This window comes from Kitasatospora sp. NPDC057015 (genome assembly GCF_042673745.1).
Taxonomy (GTDB): domain Bacteria; phylum Actinomycetota; class Actinomycetes; order Streptomycetales; family Streptomycetaceae; genus Kitasatospora.
Genome location: NZ_JBHUSG010000043.1, coordinates 1 through 20,538 on the forward strand (window position 1 = coordinate 1; position 20,538 = coordinate 20,538).

17 protein-coding genes are annotated in these 20,538 nt (G+C 74.6%); 7 read left to right on the forward strand and 10 right to left on the reverse strand.

What is annotated here, in order from left to right; translation table 11 throughout:
* Positions 1-1,616 (reverse strand): IPT/TIG domain-containing protein (locus ACFTWP_RS31045; RefSeq protein WP_380268272.1); only part of this gene is annotated, 1,616 nt, incomplete at its 3' end.
* A gap of 523 nt (positions 1,617-2,139) precedes the next feature.
* Here ACFTWP_RS31045 and ACFTWP_RS31050 point away from each other — a divergent pair.
* The gene (locus ACFTWP_RS31050; protein ID WP_380268273.1) at positions 2,140-4,545 is read left to right on the forward strand and encodes an ATP-binding cassette domain-containing protein; all 2,406 of its coding nucleotides are present in this window, start codon (positions 2,140-2,142) and stop codon (positions 4,543-4,545) included.
* 60 nt (positions 4,546-4,605) lie between these two features.
* On the opposite strand, the gene ACFTWP_RS31055 is transcribed toward ACFTWP_RS31050, so the two are convergent.
* Positions 4,606-7,467, reverse strand: coding sequence for an FAD-binding and (Fe-S)-binding domain-containing protein (locus ACFTWP_RS31055; RefSeq protein ID WP_380268274.1), 2,862 nt, complete (start codon positions 7,465-7,467; stop codon positions 4,606-4,608).
* A gap of 123 nt (positions 7,468-7,590) precedes the next feature.
* Here ACFTWP_RS31055 and ACFTWP_RS31060 point away from each other — a divergent pair, with 123 nt between their 5' ends.
* Positions 7,591-7,722, forward strand: a complete 132-nt coding sequence (locus ACFTWP_RS31060; protein ID WP_380268275.1) for a hypothetical protein — start codon at positions 7,591-7,593, stop codon at positions 7,720-7,722.
* Positions 7,723-7,737: 15 nt separating this feature from the next.
* Here ACFTWP_RS31060 and ACFTWP_RS31065 read toward each other — a convergent pair whose 3' ends face one another.
* From ACFTWP_RS31065 to ACFTWP_RS31080, 4 genes are all read right to left on the reverse strand, one after another.
* Positions 7,738-8,772 carry a glycosyltransferase family 2 protein gene (locus ACFTWP_RS31065; RefSeq protein WP_380268276.1) on the reverse strand — a complete coding sequence of 345 codons (1,035 nt, stop codon included), beginning with the start codon at positions 8,770-8,772 and terminating at the stop codon, positions 7,738-7,740.
* A gap of 286 nt (positions 8,773-9,058) precedes the next feature.
* Positions 9,059-9,709: a lytic transglycosylase domain-containing protein gene (locus ACFTWP_RS31070; RefSeq protein ID WP_380268277.1), complete on the reverse strand. Its 651-nt coding sequence runs from the start codon at positions 9,707-9,709 to the stop codon at positions 9,059-9,061.
* 525 nt (positions 9,710-10,234) lie between these two features.
* The gene (locus ACFTWP_RS31075; RefSeq protein WP_380268278.1) at positions 10,235-11,167 is read right to left on the reverse strand and encodes an EI24 domain-containing protein; all 933 of its coding nucleotides are present in this window, start codon (positions 11,165-11,167) and stop codon (positions 10,235-10,237) included.
* A 223-nt stretch (positions 11,168-11,390) separates the two neighbouring features.
* Entirely contained in the window at positions 11,391-12,824 is a 1,434-nt protein-coding gene (locus ACFTWP_RS31080) for an amino acid permease (RefSeq protein WP_380268279.1), read from the reverse strand.
* Between the two features lie 427 nt (positions 12,825-13,251).
* On the opposite strand from ACFTWP_RS31080, the gene ACFTWP_RS31085 reads away from it, so the two are divergent.
* The gene (locus ACFTWP_RS31085) at positions 13,252-14,538 is read left to right on the forward strand and encodes a metallophosphoesterase (protein ID WP_380268280.1); all 1,287 of its coding nucleotides are present in this window, start codon (positions 13,252-13,254) and stop codon (positions 14,536-14,538) included.
* A gap of 69 nt (positions 14,539-14,607) precedes the next feature.
* Here ACFTWP_RS31085 and ACFTWP_RS31090 read toward each other — a convergent pair whose 3' ends face one another.
* Complete coding sequence (locus tag ACFTWP_RS31090) at positions 14,608-14,829, reverse strand: hypothetical protein (RefSeq protein ID WP_380268281.1); 222 nt, start codon at positions 14,827-14,829, stop codon at positions 14,608-14,610.
* Between the two features lie 320 nt (positions 14,830-15,149).
* Here ACFTWP_RS31090 and ACFTWP_RS31095 point away from each other — a divergent pair, with 320 nt between their 5' ends.
* On the forward strand, positions 15,150-15,434 hold the full coding sequence (locus tag ACFTWP_RS31095) for a hypothetical protein (protein ID WP_380268282.1): 285 nt from the start codon (positions 15,150-15,152) through the stop codon (positions 15,432-15,434).
* Between the two features lie 81 nt (positions 15,435-15,515).
* Here the strand turns inward: ACFTWP_RS31095 and ACFTWP_RS31100 are convergent, their stop codons facing one another.
* Positions 15,516-16,928 (reverse strand): NADP-dependent succinic semialdehyde dehydrogenase, encoded by a 1,413-nt coding sequence (locus ACFTWP_RS31100; protein WP_380268283.1) that lies wholly within the window; start codon positions 16,926-16,928, stop codon positions 15,516-15,518.
* Between the two features lie 103 nt (positions 16,929-17,031).
* Positions 17,032-17,313: a DUF6158 family protein gene (locus ACFTWP_RS31105; protein ID WP_380268284.1), complete on the reverse strand. Its 282-nt coding sequence runs from the start codon at positions 17,311-17,313 to the stop codon at positions 17,032-17,034.
* A 274-nt stretch (positions 17,314-17,587) separates the two neighbouring features.
* Here ACFTWP_RS31105 and ACFTWP_RS31110 point away from each other — a divergent pair, with 274 nt between their 5' ends.
* Both ACFTWP_RS31110 and ACFTWP_RS31115 read left to right on the forward strand, forming a co-directional pair.
* Positions 17,588-18,199 (forward strand): HPP family protein, encoded by a 612-nt coding sequence (locus tag ACFTWP_RS31110; protein WP_380268285.1) that lies wholly within the window; start codon positions 17,588-17,590, stop codon positions 18,197-18,199.
* A gap of 48 nt (positions 18,200-18,247) precedes the next feature.
* Positions 18,248-19,237, forward strand: coding sequence for an adenosine deaminase (locus ACFTWP_RS31115; RefSeq protein WP_380268286.1), 990 nt, complete (start codon positions 18,248-18,250; stop codon positions 19,235-19,237).
* Between the two features lie 70 nt (positions 19,238-19,307).
* Here the strand turns inward: ACFTWP_RS31115 and ACFTWP_RS31120 are convergent, their stop codons facing one another.
* Positions 19,308-19,766: an ATP-binding protein gene (locus ACFTWP_RS31120; RefSeq protein ID WP_380268287.1), complete on the reverse strand. Its 459-nt coding sequence runs from the start codon at positions 19,764-19,766 to the stop codon at positions 19,308-19,310.
* Positions 19,767-20,174: 408 nt separating this feature from the next.
* Here ACFTWP_RS31120 and ACFTWP_RS31125 point away from each other — a divergent pair, with 408 nt between their 5' ends.
* A complete protein-coding gene (locus ACFTWP_RS31125; protein WP_380268288.1) occupies positions 20,175-20,345 on the forward strand; it encodes a hydrophobic protein in 171 nt (56 codons plus the stop codon).
* Positions 20,346-20,538 lie beyond the last annotated feature (193 nt).

Genomic DNA, 20,538 nt, shown 5'->3' on the forward strand with positions numbered 1-20,538 from the left:
GCGGTGGTGCCGAAGGTCACGGCGGTGGCTCCGGCGAGGTTGGTGCCGGTGACGGTGACGGCGGTGCCGCCGCTGACCGGGCCGGTCGCGGGGGCGATCGCGGTGACGGTCGGGCCGGTGTAGGTGAAGCGGTCGCCCGGGACGACGGGGGTGACGCCGTCGGGGGTGGTGACCCGGACGTCGACGGTGCCGATCGTGCCTGCGGGTGCGGTGGCGGTGCAGCTGGTGGCGGTGCAGGAGAGGGCGCTGGCTGCGGTGGTGCCGAAGGTCACGGCGGTGGCTCCGGCGAGGTTGGTGCCGGTGACGGTGACGGCGGTGCCGCCACTGGCCGGGCCGGTCGCGGGGGCGATCGCGGTGACGGTCGGGCCGGTGTAGGTGAAGCGGTCGTCCGGGACGACGGGGGTGACGCCGTCGGGGGTGGTGACCCGGACGTCGACGGTGCCGATCGTGCCTGCGGGTGCGGTGGCGGTGCAGCTGGTGGCGGTGCAGGAGAGGGCGCTGGCCGCGGTGGTGCCGAAGGTCACGGCGGTGGCTCCGGCGAGGTTGGTGCCGGTGACGGTGACGGCGGTGCCGCCACTGGCCGGGCCGGTCGCGGGGGCGATCGCGGTGACGGTCGGGGTGGGACGGGGGATGGTCAGCACGGTCACCGCGCCGGCGCCGAAGTCGGCCAGGTAGCCGCGCTTGCCGTCGGGGGTGATGGCCAGGCCGTACGGGTTGGCGCCGACCGGGAGGGTGGCGGTGACGGTGTTGTCGGCCGTCGCGACGACGCTCACCGTGTTGTCGTCGTAGTTGCTGACGAAAGCCTGCCGGCCGTCGGGGGAGACGGTGACGGCCAGCGGGTTGGCGCCCACGGCGACGGAACCGACGACGGCCCCGGCGGCGGTGTCGATCACCCCGATGCTGTGGTCGTCCCAGTTGGCGGTGTAGAGCCGGTTCCCGTCGGGCGTGACGGCCACGTCGAAGGGCGTGTTCGGGACGGTGATGGTGGCGGCGACGGTGTTGGTCGCGGTGTCGATGACCTGCACGGCCTTGTCACCGGGGTCGGCGACGTACAGCTTCTGGCCGTCGGGGGAGAGCGCCAGCCCGTGCGGCTCGGCGCCGACGGGGACGGTGGCGCTCACCGCGTTGGTGGCGGTGTCGATCACGCTGACGGTGTTGGCGTCGGCGTTGCTGACGTAGGCGTGCCCGCCGTCCGGGGCGACGACCACGTCGAAGGGGCCGGCGCCGACCGGGACGGTGGCGCCGACCGTGCGCTGGGCGGTGTCGACCACGCTGACGGTGTTCTCGGTCGCATGGGTGAGGTAGGCGTGCCGGCCGTCCGGGGCGACGGCGACCGCGTACGAGCCCGATCCGGTCTCCACGGTGGCGGCGACGGCGCCGGAGGCCGTGTCGATCACCTTGAGTGCGCCGGTGCTCTGGCTGGTGACGTACGCCTGGGTGCCGTCGGGCAGCACCGCGACCCCGGCGGGGTACGGGCCCACCTCGATGGTGCTGGTCACGGTGGGCGGTGCGTCCGCGAACGCCGTGCCGGCCGGGCACGTCACCAGCGCCCCCACGGTCAGTCCTGTCGCCAACAGGGCCGTCCAGGGTGTGCGGATCGAACGACGTGTCCTCACAGAAGCCTCCGGGGCTCATCACTTTCGGAATGGGCGGCTCCGACGGGAGGTGTGCGTCCCCCCGGAGCCGTGCACAGCGTAGGAGGTGCCCTGACGACGGGTCAGAACGTTGGGTGGATTGTCGTTTAATGATTGAAGTTGAAAAGTCCTGACATCTGCTGGCGGTGGCGAACGGGGCGCGGGCGGTCCGGACCGCACACTCCGCGCGCCCGACCCGGCCCGGGCGTGCGCCGGCGTCGCCCCGCCGCACCCGCTCGCGACAGCGCCGCGCCGGCCCCGCCCGCGGCAGCGCGCCGCACGGCCCGCCGAACCCGGCGGCCGTCGATCAGGATTCGAGAAGCGCCGGCCCCCGCGCCCCCGCTAGCGTGGCCGCCATGGGAAGCACCGCACCGGTGGACGGCGGACCGCCGCCGCGACCGCGCCGACTCGCAGGCACCGGGCGTGCTGCTCGACACTGGTCGGATCGATCCGGGCGAAGCCGAAGGGCACCGCGCAGGCGGCCCGCCCCACAGATGGAGACACGATGAGCAAGGCCACGAGGACCGGCGCGCAGTCGCCTTCGCCGCACACCGCCGACAGCCACGACCTGATCCGCGTGCACGGCGCGCGTGTGAACAACCTCAAGGACGTCAGCATCGAGATCCCGAAGCGCCGGCTGACGGTGTTCACCGGCGTCTCCGGCTCCGGCAAGAGCTCCCTGGTGTTCGGCACCATCGCCGCGGAGTCCCAGCGACTGATCAACGAGACCTACAGCGCCTTCGTCCAGGGGTTCATGCCGACGCTGGCGCGGCCCGAGGTCGACGTCCTCGAAGGGCTGACCACCGCGATCCTGGTCGACCAGCAGCGGATGGGCGCCGACCCCCGCTCCACCGTCGGCACCGCCACCGACGCCAACGCGATGCTGCGCATCCTCTTCAGCCGGCTCGGCAAGCCGCACATCGGCTCGCCCAAGGCGTTCTCCTTCAACGTCGCCTCGATCAGCGGGGCGGGCGCGGTCACCCTGGAACGCGGCGGACAGACCGTCAAGGAGCGGCGCAGCTTCAGCATCACCGGCGGCATGTGTCAGCGCTGCGAAGGCCGGGGCTCGGTCTCCGACATCGACCTCGGCCAGCTCTACGACGACTCCAAGTCGCTGTCCGAGGGCGCGATCACCGCCCCTGGCTACACCGGGGGCGGCTGGAACTCCCGGCTCTACGCCGAGTCCGGCTTCTTCGACCCGGACAAGCCGATCCGCCGGTTCACCAAGAAGGAGCTGCACGACTTCCTGTACCGCGAGCCCACCAGGATGAAGATCGCGGGCATCAACATGACGTACGAGGGGCTGGTCCCGCGGATCCAGAAGTCGATGCTGGCCAAGGACCGGGAGGGGATGCAGCCGCACATCCGGGAGTTCGTGGACCGGGCGGTCACCTTCACCACCTGCCCCGACTGCGACGGCACCCGGCTGAACGAGGGCGCCCGGTCCTCGAAGATCGGCGGGATCGGCATCGCCGACGCCTGCGCGATGCAGATCAGCGACCTGGCCGAGTGGGTCCGCGGCGTCGACGAGCCGTCGGTGGCGCCGCTGCTCGCCTCGCTGCAGCACACGCTCGACTCGTTCGCGGAGATCGGCCTCGGCTACCTCGCGCTCGACCGGCCCGCGGGCACCCTGTCGGGCGGCGAGGCGCAGCGCGTCAGGATGATCCGCCACCTCGGGTCCTCGCTCACCGACGTCACCTACGTCTTCGACGAGCCCACCATCGGGCTGCACCCCCACGACATCCAGCGGATGAACGGCCTGCTGCTGCGGCTGCGGGACAAGGGCAACACCGTGCTCGTGGTGGAGCACAAGCCGGAGACGATCGCGATCGCCGACCACGTCGTCGACCTCGGCCCCGGCGCGGGTACGGGCGGCGGCACGGTCTGCTTCGAGGGCACGTTCGACGAGCTGCGGGCCGCCGGCACCGTCACCGGCCGCCACCTCGACGACCGGGTGCTGCTCAAGGAGACGGTGCGCAAGCCCGACGGCGCGCTGGAGGTCCGCGGCGCGACGGCGAACAACCTGCGCGACGTCGACGTCGACATCCCGCTCGGGGTGCTCGCCGTCATCACCGGTGTCGCCGGATCCGGCAAGAGCTCGCTCGTGCACGGGTCGCTCGCACGGCTGTCCGGGGCCGCGGGCGAGGGGGTGGTCTCGGTCGACCAGGGCGCCATCCGCGGCTCGCGGCGGAGCAACCCGGCGACGTACAGCGGGCTGCTCGACCCGATCCGCAAGGCCTTCGCGAAGGCCAACGGGGTGAAGCCGGCGCTGTTCAGCGCCAACTCCGAGGGCGCGTGCCCCACCTGCAACGGCGCCGGCGTCGTCTACACCGACCTGGCGATGATGGCCGGCGTCGCCACCACCTGCGAGGACTGCGAGGGGAGGCGGTACGACGCGTCGGTGCTGGAGTACCGGCTCGGGGGCCGCGACATCAGCGAGGTGCTCGCGATGTCGGTGACCGAGGCCGAGGAGTTCTTCGGCGACGGTGAGGCGCGGACGCCGGCCGCGCACCGGATCCTCGACCGGCTCGCCGACGTCGGGCTCGGCTACCTCACGCTCGGCCAGCCGCTCACCACGCTGTCCGGTGGCGAGCGGCAGCGGCTCAAGCTGGCCACCCACATGGCGGACAAGGGCGGTGTGTACATCCTCGACGAGCCGACCACCGGGCTCCACCTCGCCGACGTCGAGCAGCTGCTGGGCCTGCTCGACCGGCTGGTCGACTCCGGCAAGTCGGTCATCGTCATCGAGCACCACCAGGCGGTCATGGCCCACGCCGACTGGATCATCGACCTCGGCCCCGGCGCCGGGCACGACGGCGGCCGGATCGTCTTCGAGGGCACGCCCGCCGACCTCGTCGCCGCCCGGTCCACCCTCACCGGCCAGCACCTCGCGCAGTACGTGGGCGCCTGACCCGGCCCGCCGGGCTCGGGGCCCGGGCCCGGCGGGTACCGGCCCCGGTACCCGCCGGCCCTACTCGTCGAGGGCCCGGCGGAGCAGCTCGGCCAGGTGCAGCGCGCGGCGGCCGTCCGCCAGCTGGTCGATCTGCGTCCGGCAGCTGAAACCGTCGGCGAGCAGCACCGTCCCGGGGGCCGCGGCCCGGACCTCGGGCAGCAGCACACGCTCCGCCACCGCGACCGAGACCTCGTAGTGGCCGCGCTCGAAACCGAAGTTCCCGGCCAGTCCGCAGCAGCCCGAGTCCAGCACCCGGTTCGCCAGCCCGATCCGGGCGTCGATCCGGCGGTCGGCCTCGGTGCCCAGGACGGCGTGCTGGTGGCAGTGCGTCTGGGTGATCGCCGTCCCGCCCACCTGCGGCAGCTCCAGGTCGGCCGCGAACTCGTCCAGGAACTCGGCGAAGGTCCGGGTGCGCCCGGCGACCGGCCGGCCCGCCGCGCCGAGCAGCTTGGGCAGTTCCTCGCGCAGGGTGGCGGTGCAGCTCGGGTCCAGGCCGACCACCGGGACGTCCGGGGGCAGGGCGCGCAGGCTGCGCCGCATCACCCGCCGGGCGGTGTCCAGCTGACCGGTGGAGATCCAGGTCAGGCCGCAGCAGACCGGCCCGGTCGGGAGCTCCACCGCGAAGCCCAGGTGCTCCAGCACCTCCACGGCCGCCCGGAGCACCTCGGGCTGGAGGTGCTCGGCGAAGGTGTCCGGCCAGAGCAGGACGCGCCGGCCGCCGGCCGGGGCGGGGCGCGCGGCGCGGTGGCGGCGGAACCAGCGGGTGAAGGTCTCCGGTGCGAACGCCGGGACGGCCCGGCGGCCGTCCACGCCGGCGAGCCGCTTGAGCGGCCCGGCGAGGGGCGAGCGGGCCAGCCGGTTGGCGAGGCCGGGCACCCGGGCGGTGCCGCGCAGCCAGAGCGGCAGCCAGCCCAGGGCGAGGTGGGGGGCGGGGCGCAGCCGGTGGCGGTAGTGCTGGTGGAGGAACTCGGCCTTGTAGGTCGCCATGTCGACATGGACCGGGCAGTCGCTCGCGCAGCCCTTGCAGCCCAGGCAGAGGTCCAGCGCCTCCCGGACCTCCTCCGAGCGCCAGCCGTCGGGCACCGCCTCGCCGCGCAGCATCTCCGCCAGCAGCCTGGCCCGGCCCCGGGTGGAGTGCCGCTCCTCGCCGGTGGCCATGTAGCTCGGGCACATCACCCCGGTACTGGTGTCCACGCACTTGGCCACCCCGACGCAGCGGTGCACCGCCTTGAGCAGGCTGCCGTCGTCCTGCTCGTACGGCAGCGCGAGCGGCAGGTCGCGCACCGGTCCGTCGAAGCGCAGGTCGGCGTCGAGCCGGCGCGGGTCGACCAGGTTGCCGGGGTTGAGCAGACCCGCCGGGTCCCAGATCCGCTTGAACCGGCCGAACAGGTCGATGACCGCCGGCGGGTACATCCGCGGCAGCAGCTCGGCCCTGGCCTGGCCGTCGCCGTGCTCGCCGGAGAGCGATCCGCCGTACCCGACCACCAGGTCGGCCGCCTGCTCCATGAAGTCCCGGAACACGCCGCCGCCGCGCGGCACGGTCAGCGGGAAGTCGATCCGCAGGTGCACGCACCCCTCGCCGAAGTGCCCGTACGGGACGCCGCGCAGCCCGTGCCGGCGCAGCAGCGAGCGCAGGTCGCGCAGGTAGTCGCCGAGCCGCTCGGGCGGGACGGCGGAGTCCTCCCAGCCGGGCCAGGCCTCGCCGCCGCCGGGGAGGCGGGTGACGATCCCGGCGCCGGCCTCCCGTACGCCCCAGAGCTGGCGCTGCTCGCCGGGGTCGGTGACCACGGCGGCGGTGGCGCCGCGCTCGCGGCCGACGGCCGCCGCGAGGGCGCGGGCGGCCTCCAGCGCCTCGGCCGCGGTCGCGCCACCGGTCTCCATGAACAGCCAGCAGTCGCCGGCCGGCAGCCGGTCCAGTGCCTGCGGGCGGCGGCCGGAGGCGACCAGGGCGGCGATCAGGTCGCTCGCCATGCCCTCCACGGTGAGCGGGCGCAGCGGCAGCAGCGCGGGCACGGCGTCGGCGGCGGCCGTCTCGTCCGGGTAGCCGGCCACCACCAGCGCGCGGGCCGCGGGCGGTTCCACCAGTCGGACGGTGGCGCCGAGCAGCAGCGCGCAGGTGCCCTCGGTGCCGGTGAGCGCGCGGGCGAGGTCGTAGCCGCGTTCGGGCAGCAGGGCGTCCAGCGCGTAGCCGGAGGTGCGGCGCGGCAGGTCGGGCATGCCCTGGCGCAGGGTGGCCAGGTTCTGCTCGGCGAGGTCCTGGAGGGCGCGGTGCAGGGCGCCCGCCGGGCCGGGCAGCGCGCGCAGCCGCCCGCGCTCCGCGGGGGAGAGCGGCCCGCCGACGGTCAGCTCGGTGCCGTCGGCGAGCAGCAGGTCCAGGGACTCCACGTTGTCGCTGGTGCGCCCCCAGACCACCGAGTGGGCGCCGCAGGAGTCGTTGCCGATCATGCCGCCGAGGGTGCACCGGCTGTGGGTGGACGGGTCCGGGCCGAAGCGCAGCCCGTACGGGCGGGCGGCGGCCTGAAGGTCGTCCAGCACCGTGCCGGGCTCCACCCGGGCGGTCCGGCGGTCCGGATCGACGGACCGCACCCGGTGGAGGTGGCGGCGGAAGTCGAGCACCACCGCGCCGGGGCCGACGGCCTGGCCGCCGACGCTGGTGCCGGCGCCGCGGGCGACCACCGGCACGCCGTGCTCCCGGCAGAGCGCGAGCGCGGCGCGGACGTCGTCGGCGTCGGCGGGTTTGACCACGCCGAGCGGCAGCTGCCGGTAGTTGGAGGCGTCGTGGCTGTACACCGTGCGCTCGGCCGCACCGAAGCGGACCTCGCCGCGCAGCGCGGCGGTCAGCTTGCGGGCGAGTTCGGCGCCGGCGGGCTGCTCGGTCACGGAGTGCCTCCCTGGCGGACGGGACCGCCCGCCGGGTGCCGGTCGGCTCCGGGGCGGTCATGTCGCCGATGATCCCAGCCGCCGGGCCCGGGCGCGGCCGGCCACCCCGGTGGAGAGCCGACGGTGCGTCATGCGGCACGCTACACGGCCGTGATCGCCGACAAGTCCGGTCGTCGGGGTGACACCGGGACCACCGCCCCCGGCCCGTACGTCGAGCGGCTCCGGGCACCGGCGGCCGAGCGGGCCGGGCGGTGACCGCCGGGCCGAGCCTCAGCGGGCGGGCTCCGGCGTCCCGCGCAGGCCGGCCCGGCCGGTCACCGCGGTGCGGGCGATGTGGGACAGCTTCGCCAGCTCGAACGCCGGGTACGAGCCGCCCGCCAGCAGGGCGAACTTCATCCCCTCCCGCCCGGCCGGTCGCCGGTGGCCGGCCGGCAGGAAGCGGCGGTGGTGTTCGGCGGCGCGCTGGAAGAACTGGGGGCGCTCGGCCCGTGCCACGCACCCGGCGAGCTCCAGGACGAACAGGTACTGCCGGATCATCCGGGTGAACAGGTGGGGGCGGACGGCTTCGAGCTCCGGACGGGCGTCCAGCAGCTCGAAGCTGCGCTCGTACTGGGCGAAGACGTCGAAGTGGCTGCTGCCGGGCGAGCCGGTGGGGTGCAGCGTGTGGCGGCGGCGCAGCTGCACGCACTCGCGGGGGAGCACGGCGATCCGCCGGGCGTCCAGCAGGGCCTGGTGCACCACCGGGACCTCCTGGTAGTGGCCGTCGGGGAAGGCCGACGCCCGGTCGGTCCAGCGGGTGCGGTTCAGCAGCTTGTCCCAGACGACCGGCGGGGCACCGAACAGCTCGGGGCGCTCCTGCGGCCCGAGGACGGCGGGGGTGGCCGTGTCCAGCAGGTGCTGCGCGCCGCCGGGCCAGTCCCGGCCGCCGTGCCGGCGGGTGTGTCCGAACTGCAGGACGTCGACCTCCCCGGTCTCCTCCAGGCGCTCGGCCAGCGAGTGGAAGGCGTCCGGCGGCATGGTGTGGTCGCTGTCCAGGAACAGCAGGTAGCGGCCGTGGGCCAGGGCGGCCCCGGCGTTGCGGGCGCGGCCGACCCCCACGGCGGCGCTGAGGTGCAGGACGGAGACGTCGGCGTGCCGGGCGGCGTAGGCGTCGGCGAGGTCCGCGGCGGTCTCGCGGGAGCGGTCCGCGACCAGGATGACCTCGAAGTCGTGCAGGGACTGGGACAGGAGCGATTCGAGGCAGTCCGACAGCTGTTTCTGCTGGTCGTAGGCCGGGAGCACGACGCTGATCAGGGGGGAGGGCATGCGCTGGAGGGTAGGAGCGGCGGCCCCGGCAGGCAACGGCCGCCGGCCGGGTGAACCTGACCAATCAGTGTCAATCGGACAGCGCGCGCGATATCTTCACGCCGCCTGCCGAGGGCGCGCACCCGGGCCGCGCGCCGGGCGCACGGATCGGCCTGCCGGGGACCGGTCGTGGAGCCGCCGGCAGGCGTGTGACCAGCGCCGATCCGGTCGGACGGTGGGGGCGCCGCCCCAGGGCGACGTCCCGGTGCCGGCACCGGCCGGGCCCGACGGGCCGACCGCGCGCCGATCAGTAGGCGTGGTGGACCTGCCAGAACTTCCACGCACCGCACGGGCTGCCGTACGTGGCGTTCATGTAGCTCAGGCCCCACTTGATCTGGGTGGCCGGGTTGGTCCGCCAGTCCGCGCCGGCCGCCGCCATCTTGGAGCCGGGCAGGGCCTGCACCAGGCCGTACGCGCCGGAGCTGGGGTTGGTGGCGGTCACCTTCCAGTTGCTCTCGCGCTCGATGATGTTGGTGAAGCACTTGAGCTGCCCGGCGGGCACGATCTGCGCCGCGATCTGCTGAGGGGTGCCGGTGACGGCGGAGCCGCCGTTCAGCGCCGGGCGCTGCTGGGAGCGTGAGGCCGCCGCGGCGGCGTCCGCCTTCGCCTTGGCCTCGGCCTGGGCCTTCGCCTGGGCCGCCGCGTCCGCCGCGGCCTGGGCCTGCGCCTGGGCTGCCGCGTCCGCCTGGGCCTGCGCCTCGGCCTGAGCCTGGGCCTGGGCCCCGTCGGCGGTCGGTGCCGCCGGGAGTGCGTCCGCGGAGACGGTGGTCGGGGCCGCGGCCGGCTCGGCGACCGCGCTGTCCTGGGGCAGGGCGAGCGAGAGGGTGGCGGCTCCGGCCAGGACGACGGTGGTCACGCCGGTGATCACGGAGTTGCGGCGGGCATGGCTGAGCGGCATGGAGCGGACATCCTCTTCCGTCGAGCGTGGGGCCGCGCCGGAGCGCACGGCGCCACGAGGCCCGTTCGGTGAGCGGGCCCGCTGCCGTGCGGGACGGCGGTGACACCCCGGCTGTCGGGACGGGGCGGGCGGGTCGCGCGGCGGTGGGACGCCCCGCGGCCCGGCGGCCTGCACATTCTTCGCAGAGTGCCGCGGCGGCGGCAACGAGCTCCGCTACTACGGTCGGTAGGAGCGACGGCCGCGTCCGGTCGTGGCCGGGGGTGCCGGTCCCGGTCACCCGCAGTAGGCGCAGGCGGACCGTTCGGGGCCCGGCGGCCGGGCCGTCCAGGGTCGGAAGTCACCAGCCGGCCGGGCTTCCGACGCCCCGGGCGCCGCAGCGGGCCCGGCCCGACCCGGGGGCCGGGCCCGATCGCGGGCGCCGCGGGGGCCGACGACTACCGACGGTAGTAGGGCGGCGGCGGCCTGTGGCAGGCCTCACAGCGCCCGGCCGCCGCCCCGGCGGCGGCCGGACGCGTGCCGGGTGCGCTACGGCGCGGAACGGTACGGGTTCTCGACGGACTGGCCACCGGGGTACGGGCCGCCGCCGTACGGGTTGCCCGGTCGGCCGGCGTCCCGGTGTCCGGCGTCCTCCCGGTACCCGTGGCCGGCGGCCGGATCGGGCCGACCGTCGGGTCCCTCGCCCTCCTGGTGGCCCTCGTCGCCACCGTCGCCCTCGGTCTCCTCGACCGGCACCAGGTCGCGGGCCAGCAGGGTCGCGCCCGCGACCGCGCCCGGCATCGCCAGCACCGTCAGCAGCGGGACCAGGAAGAGCAGGATCAGCGGGACGCCGAATCCGAGCGCCAGCGGCAGTCGCCGGCGCAGCAGCCGGATCCGCTCGGGCTGCGGCACGCCGCGCCGCTGCAGGGCCACCGCGGAGAGCTCCACGACCAGGAAGAACCCGGACACGCAGAAGCCGGCGACCGGCACCACGGTCTGGCCGACCACCGGGATGAACCCGCAGGCGAACAGCAGGATCCCGAAGGCGAGCACCCGGACCAGTACGTACAGGCTGTCCCGGGCGGAGATCAGCAGCTCGCGCCAGAGCGGGATCTCGGGCTTGGCGGGTGCGCCGCCCTCGGTCTCGTCCACCTTCTCGCAGAGGGACTCGTAGAAGGGCTGGCCGACCAGCAGGGTCACCGCGGTGAAGGTGACCAGGGCGATCAGCAGGCCGCCGCCGAAGGCGATCGCGGCGAGCGCGCCGCGCAGCAGGGTCTGCCAGGGGGAGCCCCAGCCGTCGGCGAACGGGGTGGCCCAGGCGGCCAGGTCGTCGGCCCGGGTGCTGAGCACCACCAGCGCCACCACGTACCCGACCAGGGTGATCAGCGCGGGGATCATCCCGAACCCCCACCAGCGCCCGTGCCGCGCCACCCACTTCTGGCCCTTGGCCAGGTACCCCATCCCCGCCACAAGATCTCGCATAGGGGGAAGGGTAGGGGACGCCGTCGGGCCGGTCACCCCCGGTCCGGCAGCGGGGGCCCGGGCCCGGTGGGGTGCCGGCCGGTCGCTCCGGACCGCCCGACGAACCGCCGGGCAGCCGGCCTGACGACACGTCCGGCCGCCCGCCCGGGGTGCGGGGCGGGCGGCCGGATCGGTGGGACCGGGCTTCGGCGGGTCCGGCTCGGCCCGGTCGGACGGGCGGGTGCTAGCCGGCAGCGGTGACCGCGGCCGCGGCCCGGCGCCGGCGGTCCACGACCGCGGCCGCCACCAGGACGACGGCCGCCGCGACCAGCGAGAGGTACATCTGGGTCCGGCCCTCGTGGTCGGTGAACATGTAGACCACGACGAACCCGATCAAGCCGATGGTGGCCCAGGTGAGGTACGGGTAGAGCCACATCCGGACGGTCAGGCGCTCGGGCGTCTCACGCTCGATGATCTTGCGCATCCGCAGCTGGGAGAAGCAGATCACCAGCCAGACGAAGAGCGCCACGGCGCCGGAGGAGTTGATCAGGAACTTGAAGACGGTGTTCGGCGACGTGTAGTTGAAGAACACCGCCAGGAAGCCGAAGACCACCGAGGACAGGATGGCCACCCGCGGCACACCGCGCGGGCTCACCCGGGCGAAGGCCTTCGGCGCGTCCCCGCGCCGGCCGAGCGAGAAGGCCATCCGGGAGGCGGTGTAGAGGCCGGAGTTGAGGCAGGACAGCACGGCGGTCAGCACGATCACGTCCATCACCCGGGCCGCGCCGGGGATGCCCACGTGCTCCAGCACCGCGACGTACGGGCTGCCCTTGACCGAGGCGTCGTTCCACGGCAGCAGGGTCACCACGATCGCGATCGAGCCCAGGTAGAAGACGCCGATCCGCCAGATCACGCTGTTGGTGGCCCGGCTGACGGCCTTCTCCGGGTCCGCGGACTCGCCGGCCGCCAGGGTGACGATCTCGCTGCCCATGAAGGCGAACACCACGGTCAGCATGCCGGTGAAGACCGCGCCGACGCCGTGCGGCAGGAACCCGCCGTTGCCCGTCAGGTTGGCCGTGCCGACGGCGCTGGTGCCGGGCAGCAGGCCGAGGACGGCCAGCGCGCCGATCACGATGAAGGCGATGATCGCCACCACCTTGATGCCGGCGAACCAGAACTCGAACTCGCCGTACGAGGCGACCGAGAACAGGTTGGTCGCGGTCAGCACGGCCATCACCAGCAGGGCGAACGCCCACTGCGGCACACCCGGCACCCAGGTGTTGAGGATCTTGGCACCCGCGGTGGCCTCCACGGCCAGCACCACGACCCAGAAGAACCAGTACAGCCAGCCGATGCTGAAGCCGGCCCACCGGCCGAGCGCCCGGTCCGCGTACGCGGAGAACGAGCCGCTCTGCGGGTCGGCGGCGGCCATCTCGCCGAGCATCCGCATCACCATCACCACCAGCACGCCGGCCAGGGTGTACGAGAGCAGGATGCCGGGGCCGGTGGAGGCGATGCCCGCGCCGGAGCCGACGAACAGGCCGGCGCCGATCACGCCGCCGATGGCGATCATGGACAGGTGCCGGTTCTTCAGTCCGGCCTTCAGGTGGCCGCCGTCCTGGCCGCCGCCCTGGGCGTCCGGAGGTCCCGCGGTCCGGGTGGTGGTTTCCGCACTCATCTGGAGGGTGCCTGTGCCTTCCCGCGCGGTCGGCCCCTTCGGCCTGTGGTGCCGGAGGGTGGGGGACGGATCCGCGCAATGCGACGCAACCTAACTTCTACTTCCGAGTATCGGAACAGCGCACCGCGGAACGTCCGCTCAGCGGACGCGTAAAGGCCAGGTCAGAGGCTGTTTACGAGTTGTCCGCGAAAGCTCAAATCTGACGCATTATCAGGCGAACCGGCATGATCCGGGCGTGATCCCACGGCCGGTCCGGGCGCGACCCCCGCCCGGCCCGGGTGTGATCCGGGCGGGCGCTCGGAGGCGCTGCGGAGGTCGTCCGGAGCCCGGGTCGGAGGTTGTCCGGGGGCCGGTCGGGAGGCGTCCGGCGGGGTGCCCATACTGTGGGGGTGAAGATCAGCGGAACGGATTCCGGGTCGGTGGCGGCGTGATCGTGGTCGTGGTGCTCGCCCTCCTGGTCGCGCTGGCCGTCCTCGGCCTCGTGCACTGGTACCTCTGGCGCCGCCTGGTGCGCGACGTCAGCGCCCCCGGCGGGCTCTGGCGGCGGACCGGCACGGTGCTGGCCGTCCTGCTGCCGGTGCTCGGGATCGCCGCGATCGTCGGCGGGCTGCCGATGGCCGTGGAGCGCTGGATCGCCTGGCCCGGGTTCCTGTGGCTGGCCGTACTGATCTACCTCCTGCTCGCCCTGCTGGTCGGCGAGGCCCTCCGGCCGCTGCTGCTGCGCCTGCCGGTCCGCCGGGGAGGCGCGCGACCCGTGCCGGCGGCCGGCCCCGCCGCCGGGGCCCCCGATCCCTCCGATGCTGCCGCCGTCGGTGCCTCCGGGGCCGCCGGTCCCTCCGAGCCGGCGGACGGCCCCGGAGCGGCAGCCGCAGCCGCCGGCCCCGCCTCGCCCGAGCGGCGCCTGTTCGTCGCCCGCACGGTTGCGATCGGCGCCGCCGGCGCCGCCGCGGCCGTGGTCGGCAACGGGACCTACGGTGTGCTGCGCGGCCCGCACCTCAAGCAGGTGACCGTGCCGCTCGCCAAGCTCCCGGCCCGGGCGGACGGCTACCGGATCGCCGTGGTCAGCGACATCCACCTCGGTCCGATCCTCGGCCGCGCCCACACCCAGCGGATCGTCGACACCATCAACGGAGCCCGGCCCGACCTGGTCGCCATCGTGGGCGACCTGGTGGACGGCAGCGTGCCCGAACTCGGCCGGGACGCCGAACCGCTGGCCCGCCTCCGGGCCAGGGACGGCTCCTACTTCGTCACCGGCAACCACGAGTACTTCTCCGGGGCGGCGCCGTGGGTGGACTTCGTCCGCTCACTCGGCGTCCACCCCCTGCAGAACGCCCGGGTCGAACTCCCCGGCTTCGACCTCGCCGGCGTCAACGACCTGGCCGGCACCTCCGAGGGCGAGGGCCCCGACTTCGACCGGGCGCTCGGCGACCGGGACCTCACCCGTACCTCCGTCCTGCTCTCCCACCAACCCGTCACCGTGCACGACGCCGTCCGGCACGGGGTGGACCTCCAGCTCTCGGGGCACACCCACGGCGGTCAGCTCTGGCCGGGCAACTACCTCGCCGCACTGGCCAATCCGACCGTCGCCGGACTGGAGCGCTACGGCGACACCCAGCTCTACGTCACCCGCGGCGCCGGGGCCTGGGGGCCGCCGGTCCGGGTCGGCGCCCCCTCGGACATCACCATCGTCACGCTGAGGTCGCTGCAGGCCTGAGTCCGGGTCCGGGTCCGGGGCCGCGGCAGGCCCGGACCGTGGGCGCCGTCGGCCGGGGTGCGCCCCCGCCTACAGCGCGCGCAGGCCGACCAGCGTGATCCGCCCGCGGTCGGCGGGCCGGCCGGTGAGGCGGGCGGCGACGAGCGCCGGGATGTCACTCTCCTGCGAGTAGCCCGGCAGGAGGGTCACGTCCGTCCACCGGACCCCGGGGGCGCCCGCCACCGTGTACGTCACCCGGTACGTGGTCCGCTCCGGGGGTGGGGCGCAGGCGCTCGGCGCATGCTCGTCCATCGGCGCCGACCTCTTCTCGACCGCGGTTCCCGGGACCCCTGCGGCCATTCTCGTCCGGTCGCCGCCCGCTGTCCTGGCCGGCGGCGCCGGGAGGGCCCCGGTGGCTCCCCGGCAGCCGCTCCCGCCCGACGGGGGCGCAGCCGCCACCGCTCCGCCGGCCGGCGAACTCACGGACCGCCCCGCGTTAGATCCGTCCGGGACCGGGCACCACGCCTGTAGGACCCGCCGCCGGCACGATCGGGAGGCGGCGGGCATCGAACGGACCCGGACCGACCTGGCGAGTGCGCCGGGGTCTGGAGGCGAACGTGATGGATCCGCAGATGACCGGGGGAGTGGCCGCAGGCCCCCCGAAGCAGCCGCACGGCCACTGGCTCAAGCGCGCCTGGAAGGCGGACGTCGGGCTGACCCCGACGGCGGCGGTGTTCCTGGTGGCACTGTCCCTGGGCCTGGTCCTGGTGGCCGTCCAGATGTCGTACACACCGCTGCTGGTGGTGTTCGCCGTGGTGTGGGCCGTGACCGTGATGGTCCTGTTCGGGGCGATCTCCCGCTGGATCAGCAACAGCCAGGGCCCCGGGCGACACCGGAAGGTGGCCACCGGGCACTGACCCGGCCGCGTCCCCGCCCGAAGATCCTCCGGACCGAACAGTCTCCGGAGGATCTTCGGGCGCGGCCGACCCGGGCCGGCCTCAGGAGGCGGGCGGCCCCATCCACACCGTGGTGATGTTGCAGAACTCCCGGATGCCGTGGCCCGACAGCTCCCGGCCGAAGCCCGAGCGCTTGACCCCACCGAACGGCAGGGCCGGGTGCGAGGCGGTCATCCCGTTGAAGAAGACGCCGCCGGCCTCCACGTCCCGTACGAAGCGCTGCTGCTCCGCGCCGTCCGTCGTCCACACGTTGGAGCTGAGGCCGAACGGCGAGTCGTTGGCCAGGTCGACCGCCTCGTCCAGGCTCGACACCCGGTAGACGGTGGCCACCGGGCCGAAGGTCTCCTCCAGGTGGATCCGCATCCGCGGGGTGATCCCGGACAGCACCGTCGGTTCGTAGAACCACCCGGCCGCCAGCGCTGCGTCCAGGCCGGCCGGGCGCCGGCCGCCGCACTCCACCCGGGCGCCGTGCGTGCGGGCGTCCTCGACGAGCTCCTCCAGGTCGGTGCGGCCCTGCTCGCTGGCCAGCGGGCCCACGTCGGTGCCCTCCGCCATCGGGTCGCCGACCCGCAGGCCCCGCATGGCCTCGGTGAACGCCGCCAGGAACGGCTCGTACACCTCCTCGTGCACGATGAACCGCTTGGCCGCGATGCAGGACTGCCCGTTGTTCTGGACCCGTGCCCTCACCGCCGTGGCGACCGCGGCCGGCAGGTCGGCGCTCGGCATCACCACGTACGGGTCGCTGCCGCCCAGCTCCAGCACCGCCTTCTTGACCTCGTCCGCCGCCGTCGCCGCGACCGCGCGCCCGGCCGGCTCGCTGCCGGTCAGGGTCACGGCCGCGACCCTGCGGTCCCGGATCACGCCCTCCACCGCCGCCGACCCGATCAGCAGGGTCTGGAAGCACCCCTCGGGGAACCCGGCCCGGCGGAACAGGTCCTCCAGCGCGACCGCCGTCCGGGGAACGTTCGAGGCGTGCTTGAGCAGGCCCACGTTGCCCGCCATCAGCGCGGGCGCGGCGAACCGGATCACCTGCCAGAACGGGAAGTTCCACGGCATCACGGCCAGGACCGCGCCGATCGGACGGTAGCGCACGTAGGCGTCGGCGGCGCCGGCGTCCGCGATGTCCTCCCGGCGCGGGACCTCGTCCGCCAGCAGGTCCGGCGCCCGGTCGGCGTACCAGCGCAGTGCCTTGACGCACTTGGCGGCCTCGGCCCGGGCGGCCGCCAGCGGCTTGCCCATCTCCTCGGTCATGGTGCGGGCGACGGCCTCCTGGTCCGCCTCCAGCAAATCGGCGGCGCGGTGCACCAGCGCCGCGCGCTGCTCGAAGGTGGTGGTGCGGTACTGCCGGAAGGCCGACTCGGCCCGGGACAGGCGCAGCTCGATCGCCGCGTCGTCCAGGGCTTCGAAGGTCTCCAGGATCTCGCCGGTCGCGGGGTTCACGCTGGCGATGGGCATGGCGGGCTCCCTGACGGGGTGGGTGACGGGGTGGGCGACGTGATGGCTGACGGGCGGTGCGGCGCGCGGCCCGCGCGGCCGGCTGCACGGTGCCGCGCCGCGGTCACTCGGGGATGGCCTCGGCTCGCGCGGCGGCCTCCCGGGTGCGGGCGCCCGATCGCGTGCGTGCCGCGGTGACCTGCCGGTTCGGGAACCGGTGCAGGTACTCCGCCTCCAGCTGGGCGGTGCGCGCCGTGTGATGGGCCAGCGCGTCGTCCGAGCCGTACAGGAAGGTCTCGTGCCTGGTGCGGTGCAGCTGCTCCAGCTCGTGCAGCAGCACCCCGTTGTCCAGGGCGTGCGGGGAGATCCCCTCGGGCTTGGCCCGGGGGCCGTCCGGGTGCCGCATGTCCGTACCTCCTCGGCGGTTGAACCTCCTTCTACCTTCTACCCGGGGCCCTCACTCCGCCGCCGGTGACCGGGCGGCGGGCTGGGCCGATCGGGTGTGATCCGGCGCGGGCCGCCCGCGGCGGGCGATCAGCGGGTATCGCACAGCGTGGTGGCGGCACGCCGCCGTCACCCTGCCGGGTACCTCTCCCGTCCGCCGACCGGACTCCCGACCCGACTCCCGACCCGACTCCTGATGTCCCGACTCCCGATTCCCCGACGCCGGACGGTGGGCAGTGATCCGAAGACTTCTCGCCCGGCTGGAACTCGCCTCGGTGCTGGAGCGGCACGACCCCAGCCTGGTGCTGGCCTCCTACTCGGCGGTCAACGCCGGCATCTCGCTGGCGGTGATGGCGGCACTGGCGCACTTCAGCCACGCGCCGTTCCTCTTCCCCTCGCTCGGGCCGACCGCGTTCCTGCTCTTCTACACGCCCACCGTGCCCAGTGCCTCGCCGCGCAACAGCGTCTACGGACACCTGATCGGTGTGCTGGCCGGCTACTTCGCGCTCACCGTCACCGGCCTGCGGGACACCCCGCCCGACCTGACCGACATCACCTGGGCCCGGCTGTGGGCGTCCGCGGTCGCGCTCGGGCTGACCTGCGGGCTGATGCCGCTGTTCGGGGTCGCCCACCCGCCCGCCGCCGCGACCACGCTGATCGTCGCGCTCGGCCTGCTGCGCACACCGCTGCAGCTCACCGTGGTGATGATCGCCGTGGTCCTGCTGGTCGCGCAGGGCCTGCTGGTCAACCGCCTCGCCGGCGTGGCCTACCCGTGGTGGCGGCCCCCGCCACCGGCCGCCCCGCTGCCCGCGCCGGCGTCGGGCGGGGTACGCGGCAGCGGGTCGTAGGATGGTTGCTTCCCTGCATCGCATCCCCGAGACCCGAATCGATCCACCATGCCGCTGCCCAAGGCCGAACTCCACCTTCATATCGAAGGGACCCTGGAGCCCGAGCTCGCCTTCGCCCTCGCCGCCCGCAACGGTGTCACGCTGCCCTTCGCGGACACCGAGGAGCTGCGGCGCGCCTACTCCTTCAGCGACCTGCAGTCCTTCCTCGACCTCTACTACGCGCTGATGGCGGTGCTGCGCACCGAGGACGACTTCGCCGACCTCGCCGACGCCTACCTGGCCCGCGCCGCCGAGCAGGGCGTCCGGCACGCGGAGATCTTCTTCGACCCGCAGGCGCACACCGCGCGCGGCGTGCCGATCGGCACCGTCGTCGAGGGCCTCTCGCGGGCGCTGGAGCGCGGTGAGGAGCGGTACGGCGTCAGCACCCGGTTGATCATGTGCTTCCTGCGCGACGAGTCGGCGGCCTCGGCACTGGAGACCTTCGAGGCGGCGCGGCCCCACCTGCACCGGATCGCCGGCGTCGGCCTGGACTCCGCCGAGGTCGGCAACCCGCCGGCGAAGTTCCGCGAGGTGTACGAGCTGGCCGCCGCCGCCGGCCTGCGGCGGGTCGCGCACGCGGGGGAGGAGGGGCCGGCCGAGTACATCCGCGAGGCCCTGGACGTGCTCGGCGTCGAGCGGATCGACCACGGTCTGCGCTGCCTGGAGGATCCGGAGCTGGTCGAGCGGCTGGTCCGCGAGCAGATCCCGCTGACCCTCTGCCCGCTCTCCAACGTCCGGCTGCGCTGCATCGACGCGCTCACCGACCACCCGCTGGGCCGGATGCTGGACGCCGGGCTGCTGGTCACCGTCAACTCCGACGACCCCGCGTACTTCGGCGGCTACGTGGAGGACAACTTCACCGCGCTGCGCGAGGCGCTGGCGCTGGACCGCGAGACCCTGCGCACGCTGGCGGCCAACTCCTTCAAGGCGGCCTTCCTGGACGAGCCGCGGCGCCGCGAACTGCTCGCCGAGGTGGCCGCGTACGAGTTCACCGACTGATCGGCCTCCCGGCGCGTACGGCGGCCCGGTGGTCGCCCTGCGCCGGGCCGCCGAGGCCCGTCGGCGGCGCTCAGGAGCCCGGGCGGGCGGCGAGCCTGGCCCAGACCGACTTGCCGCCGGGGAACGTGCGGACGCCCCAGGCCAGACTGAGCCGGGCGAGCAGGTGCATCCCGAAGCCGCCGTCCGCGCCGGGCTCCCGCCGGACCGGCGGGCACGGCGAGGAGTCGCCGACCAGCACGGTGATCCCGCCCGGCTCCGGGCGCAGTTCGAGCTCGGCCGGGCCGCCGGCGTGCCGGTGGACGTTCGTCACCAGCTCGGACACCAGCAGGACGGCGTGCGCGTACTCCTCGGCCGGGTAGCCCCAGTCCCGCAGGCAGTCCCGGGCGAGCGCCCGGGCGCGGGCGAGGGCGCCCTCCTCGGGCGGGATCCGCCAACTGCGGCCGGTGCCGGTGCCGGTGCCGGGTTCGGAGTGGGCGTCGGGGACGGTCTCGGTGCCGGGGCCGGCCCGGTTCGCGGTGGTGTCGGTCATGGCCGGGAGCCCTCTGCGAGCCCTGGTGACGCGGCGCGCGGGTTCGCTGGCCGCGGCCTTTCGCATCCGGGGGTCCGGCCGGCCGCACCGCGTGCCGCCGCCGCTCCCGGGCGCGGCGTCCGGGCCGTCCGTGCATCGTTCTCTGGCCGCCTCATCTCCGCCGTACCTCCTCGTTCGGTCCGTTCACAGGTGCGGACCGCCTACCCGCGCCGGACGCGCCGCACGCGCCCGAAAGTCCCTTTTGTCGGTCGGCGGCGAGGGACTCGCGGATCGGATCGGTTCCCGGTCGGAGAGGCGACGAGGGCGTGGCGGGCGCGTCCGTATTCCCCGCTTCGCCCGGACAATTCCACGAATAGCCCCCTCGGGCCCGGGCAGGCGGACGCCGACACCGATTGGGAGGTTCTCACCATGGTTCCGCTTCTTCTCGTACTTCTTCTGGCCCTGCTGCTCTTCGGCGCCGGGTTCGCACTCAAGGCGCTGTGGTGGGTCGCCATCATCGTCCTGGTGGTGTGGCTGGTCGGGTTCGTCGCCCGTGGGACGCACGCCTCCGGCAGCCGTCACCGCTGGTACCGCTGGTGAACCACCGGGAGGGTACGGCCCGGTAGGCGGGTCGGACGGCGAGCACGACGAGTACGGCAGTCCGGCCGGCAGGTGACGGCGGGCGGTGACGCGAGCGGGGCGCACCCGCCCGCGGGGGGCGCCCCCCGCCGCGGGGGGGGCGCGGCCCGCCGCCCCGCCCGTGGCCGCCCGCCGCCCGGCCGGGGGCGGGGGG

What these genes read in the sequence shown, in the direction of transcription:
- ACFTWP_RS31095 (WP_380268282.1), top strand. Translation starts at nt 15,150, where the DNA reads ATGACCGGGGGAGTGGCCGCAGGCCCCCCGAAGCAGCCGCACGGCCAC.
- ACFTWP_RS31100 (WP_380268283.1), bottom strand. Translation starts at nt 16,928, where the DNA reads ATGCCCATCGCCAGCGTGAACCCCGCGACCGGCGAGATCCTGGAGACC.
- ACFTWP_RS31080 (WP_380268279.1), bottom strand. Translation starts at nt 12,824, where the DNA reads ATGAGTGCGGAAACCACCACCCGGACCGCGGGACCTCCGGACGCCCAG.
- ACFTWP_RS31115 (WP_380268286.1), top strand. Translation starts at nt 18,248, where the DNA reads ATGCCGCTGCCCAAGGCCGAACTCCACCTTCATATCGAAGGGACCCTG.
- ACFTWP_RS31070 (WP_380268277.1), bottom strand. Translation starts at nt 9,709, where the DNA reads ATGCCGCTCAGCCATGCCCGCCGCAACTCCGTGATCACCGGCGTGACC.
- ACFTWP_RS31050 (WP_380268273.1), top strand. Translation starts at nt 2,140, where the DNA reads ATGAGCAAGGCCACGAGGACCGGCGCGCAGTCGCCTTCGCCGCACACC.
- ACFTWP_RS31120 (WP_380268287.1), bottom strand. Translation starts at nt 19,766, where the DNA reads ATGACCGACACCACCGCGAACCGGGCCGGCCCCGGCACCGAGACCGTC.
- ACFTWP_RS31075 (WP_380268278.1), bottom strand. Translation starts at nt 11,167, where the DNA reads ATGCGAGATCTTGTGGCGGGGATGGGGTACCTGGCCAAGGGCCAGAAG.
- ACFTWP_RS31125 (WP_380268288.1), top strand. Translation starts at nt 20,175, where the DNA reads ATGGTTCCGCTTCTTCTCGTACTTCTTCTGGCCCTGCTGCTCTTCGGC.
- ACFTWP_RS31105 (WP_380268284.1), bottom strand. Translation starts at nt 17,313, where the DNA reads ATGCGGCACCCGGACGGCCCCCGGGCCAAGCCCGAGGGGATCTCCCCG.
- ACFTWP_RS31065 (WP_380268276.1), bottom strand. Translation starts at nt 8,772, where the DNA reads ATGCCCTCCCCCCTGATCAGCGTCGTGCTCCCGGCCTACGACCAGCAG.
- ACFTWP_RS31090 (WP_380268281.1), bottom strand. Translation starts at nt 14,829, where the DNA reads ATGGACGAGCATGCGCCGAGCGCCTGCGCCCCACCCCCGGAGCGGACC.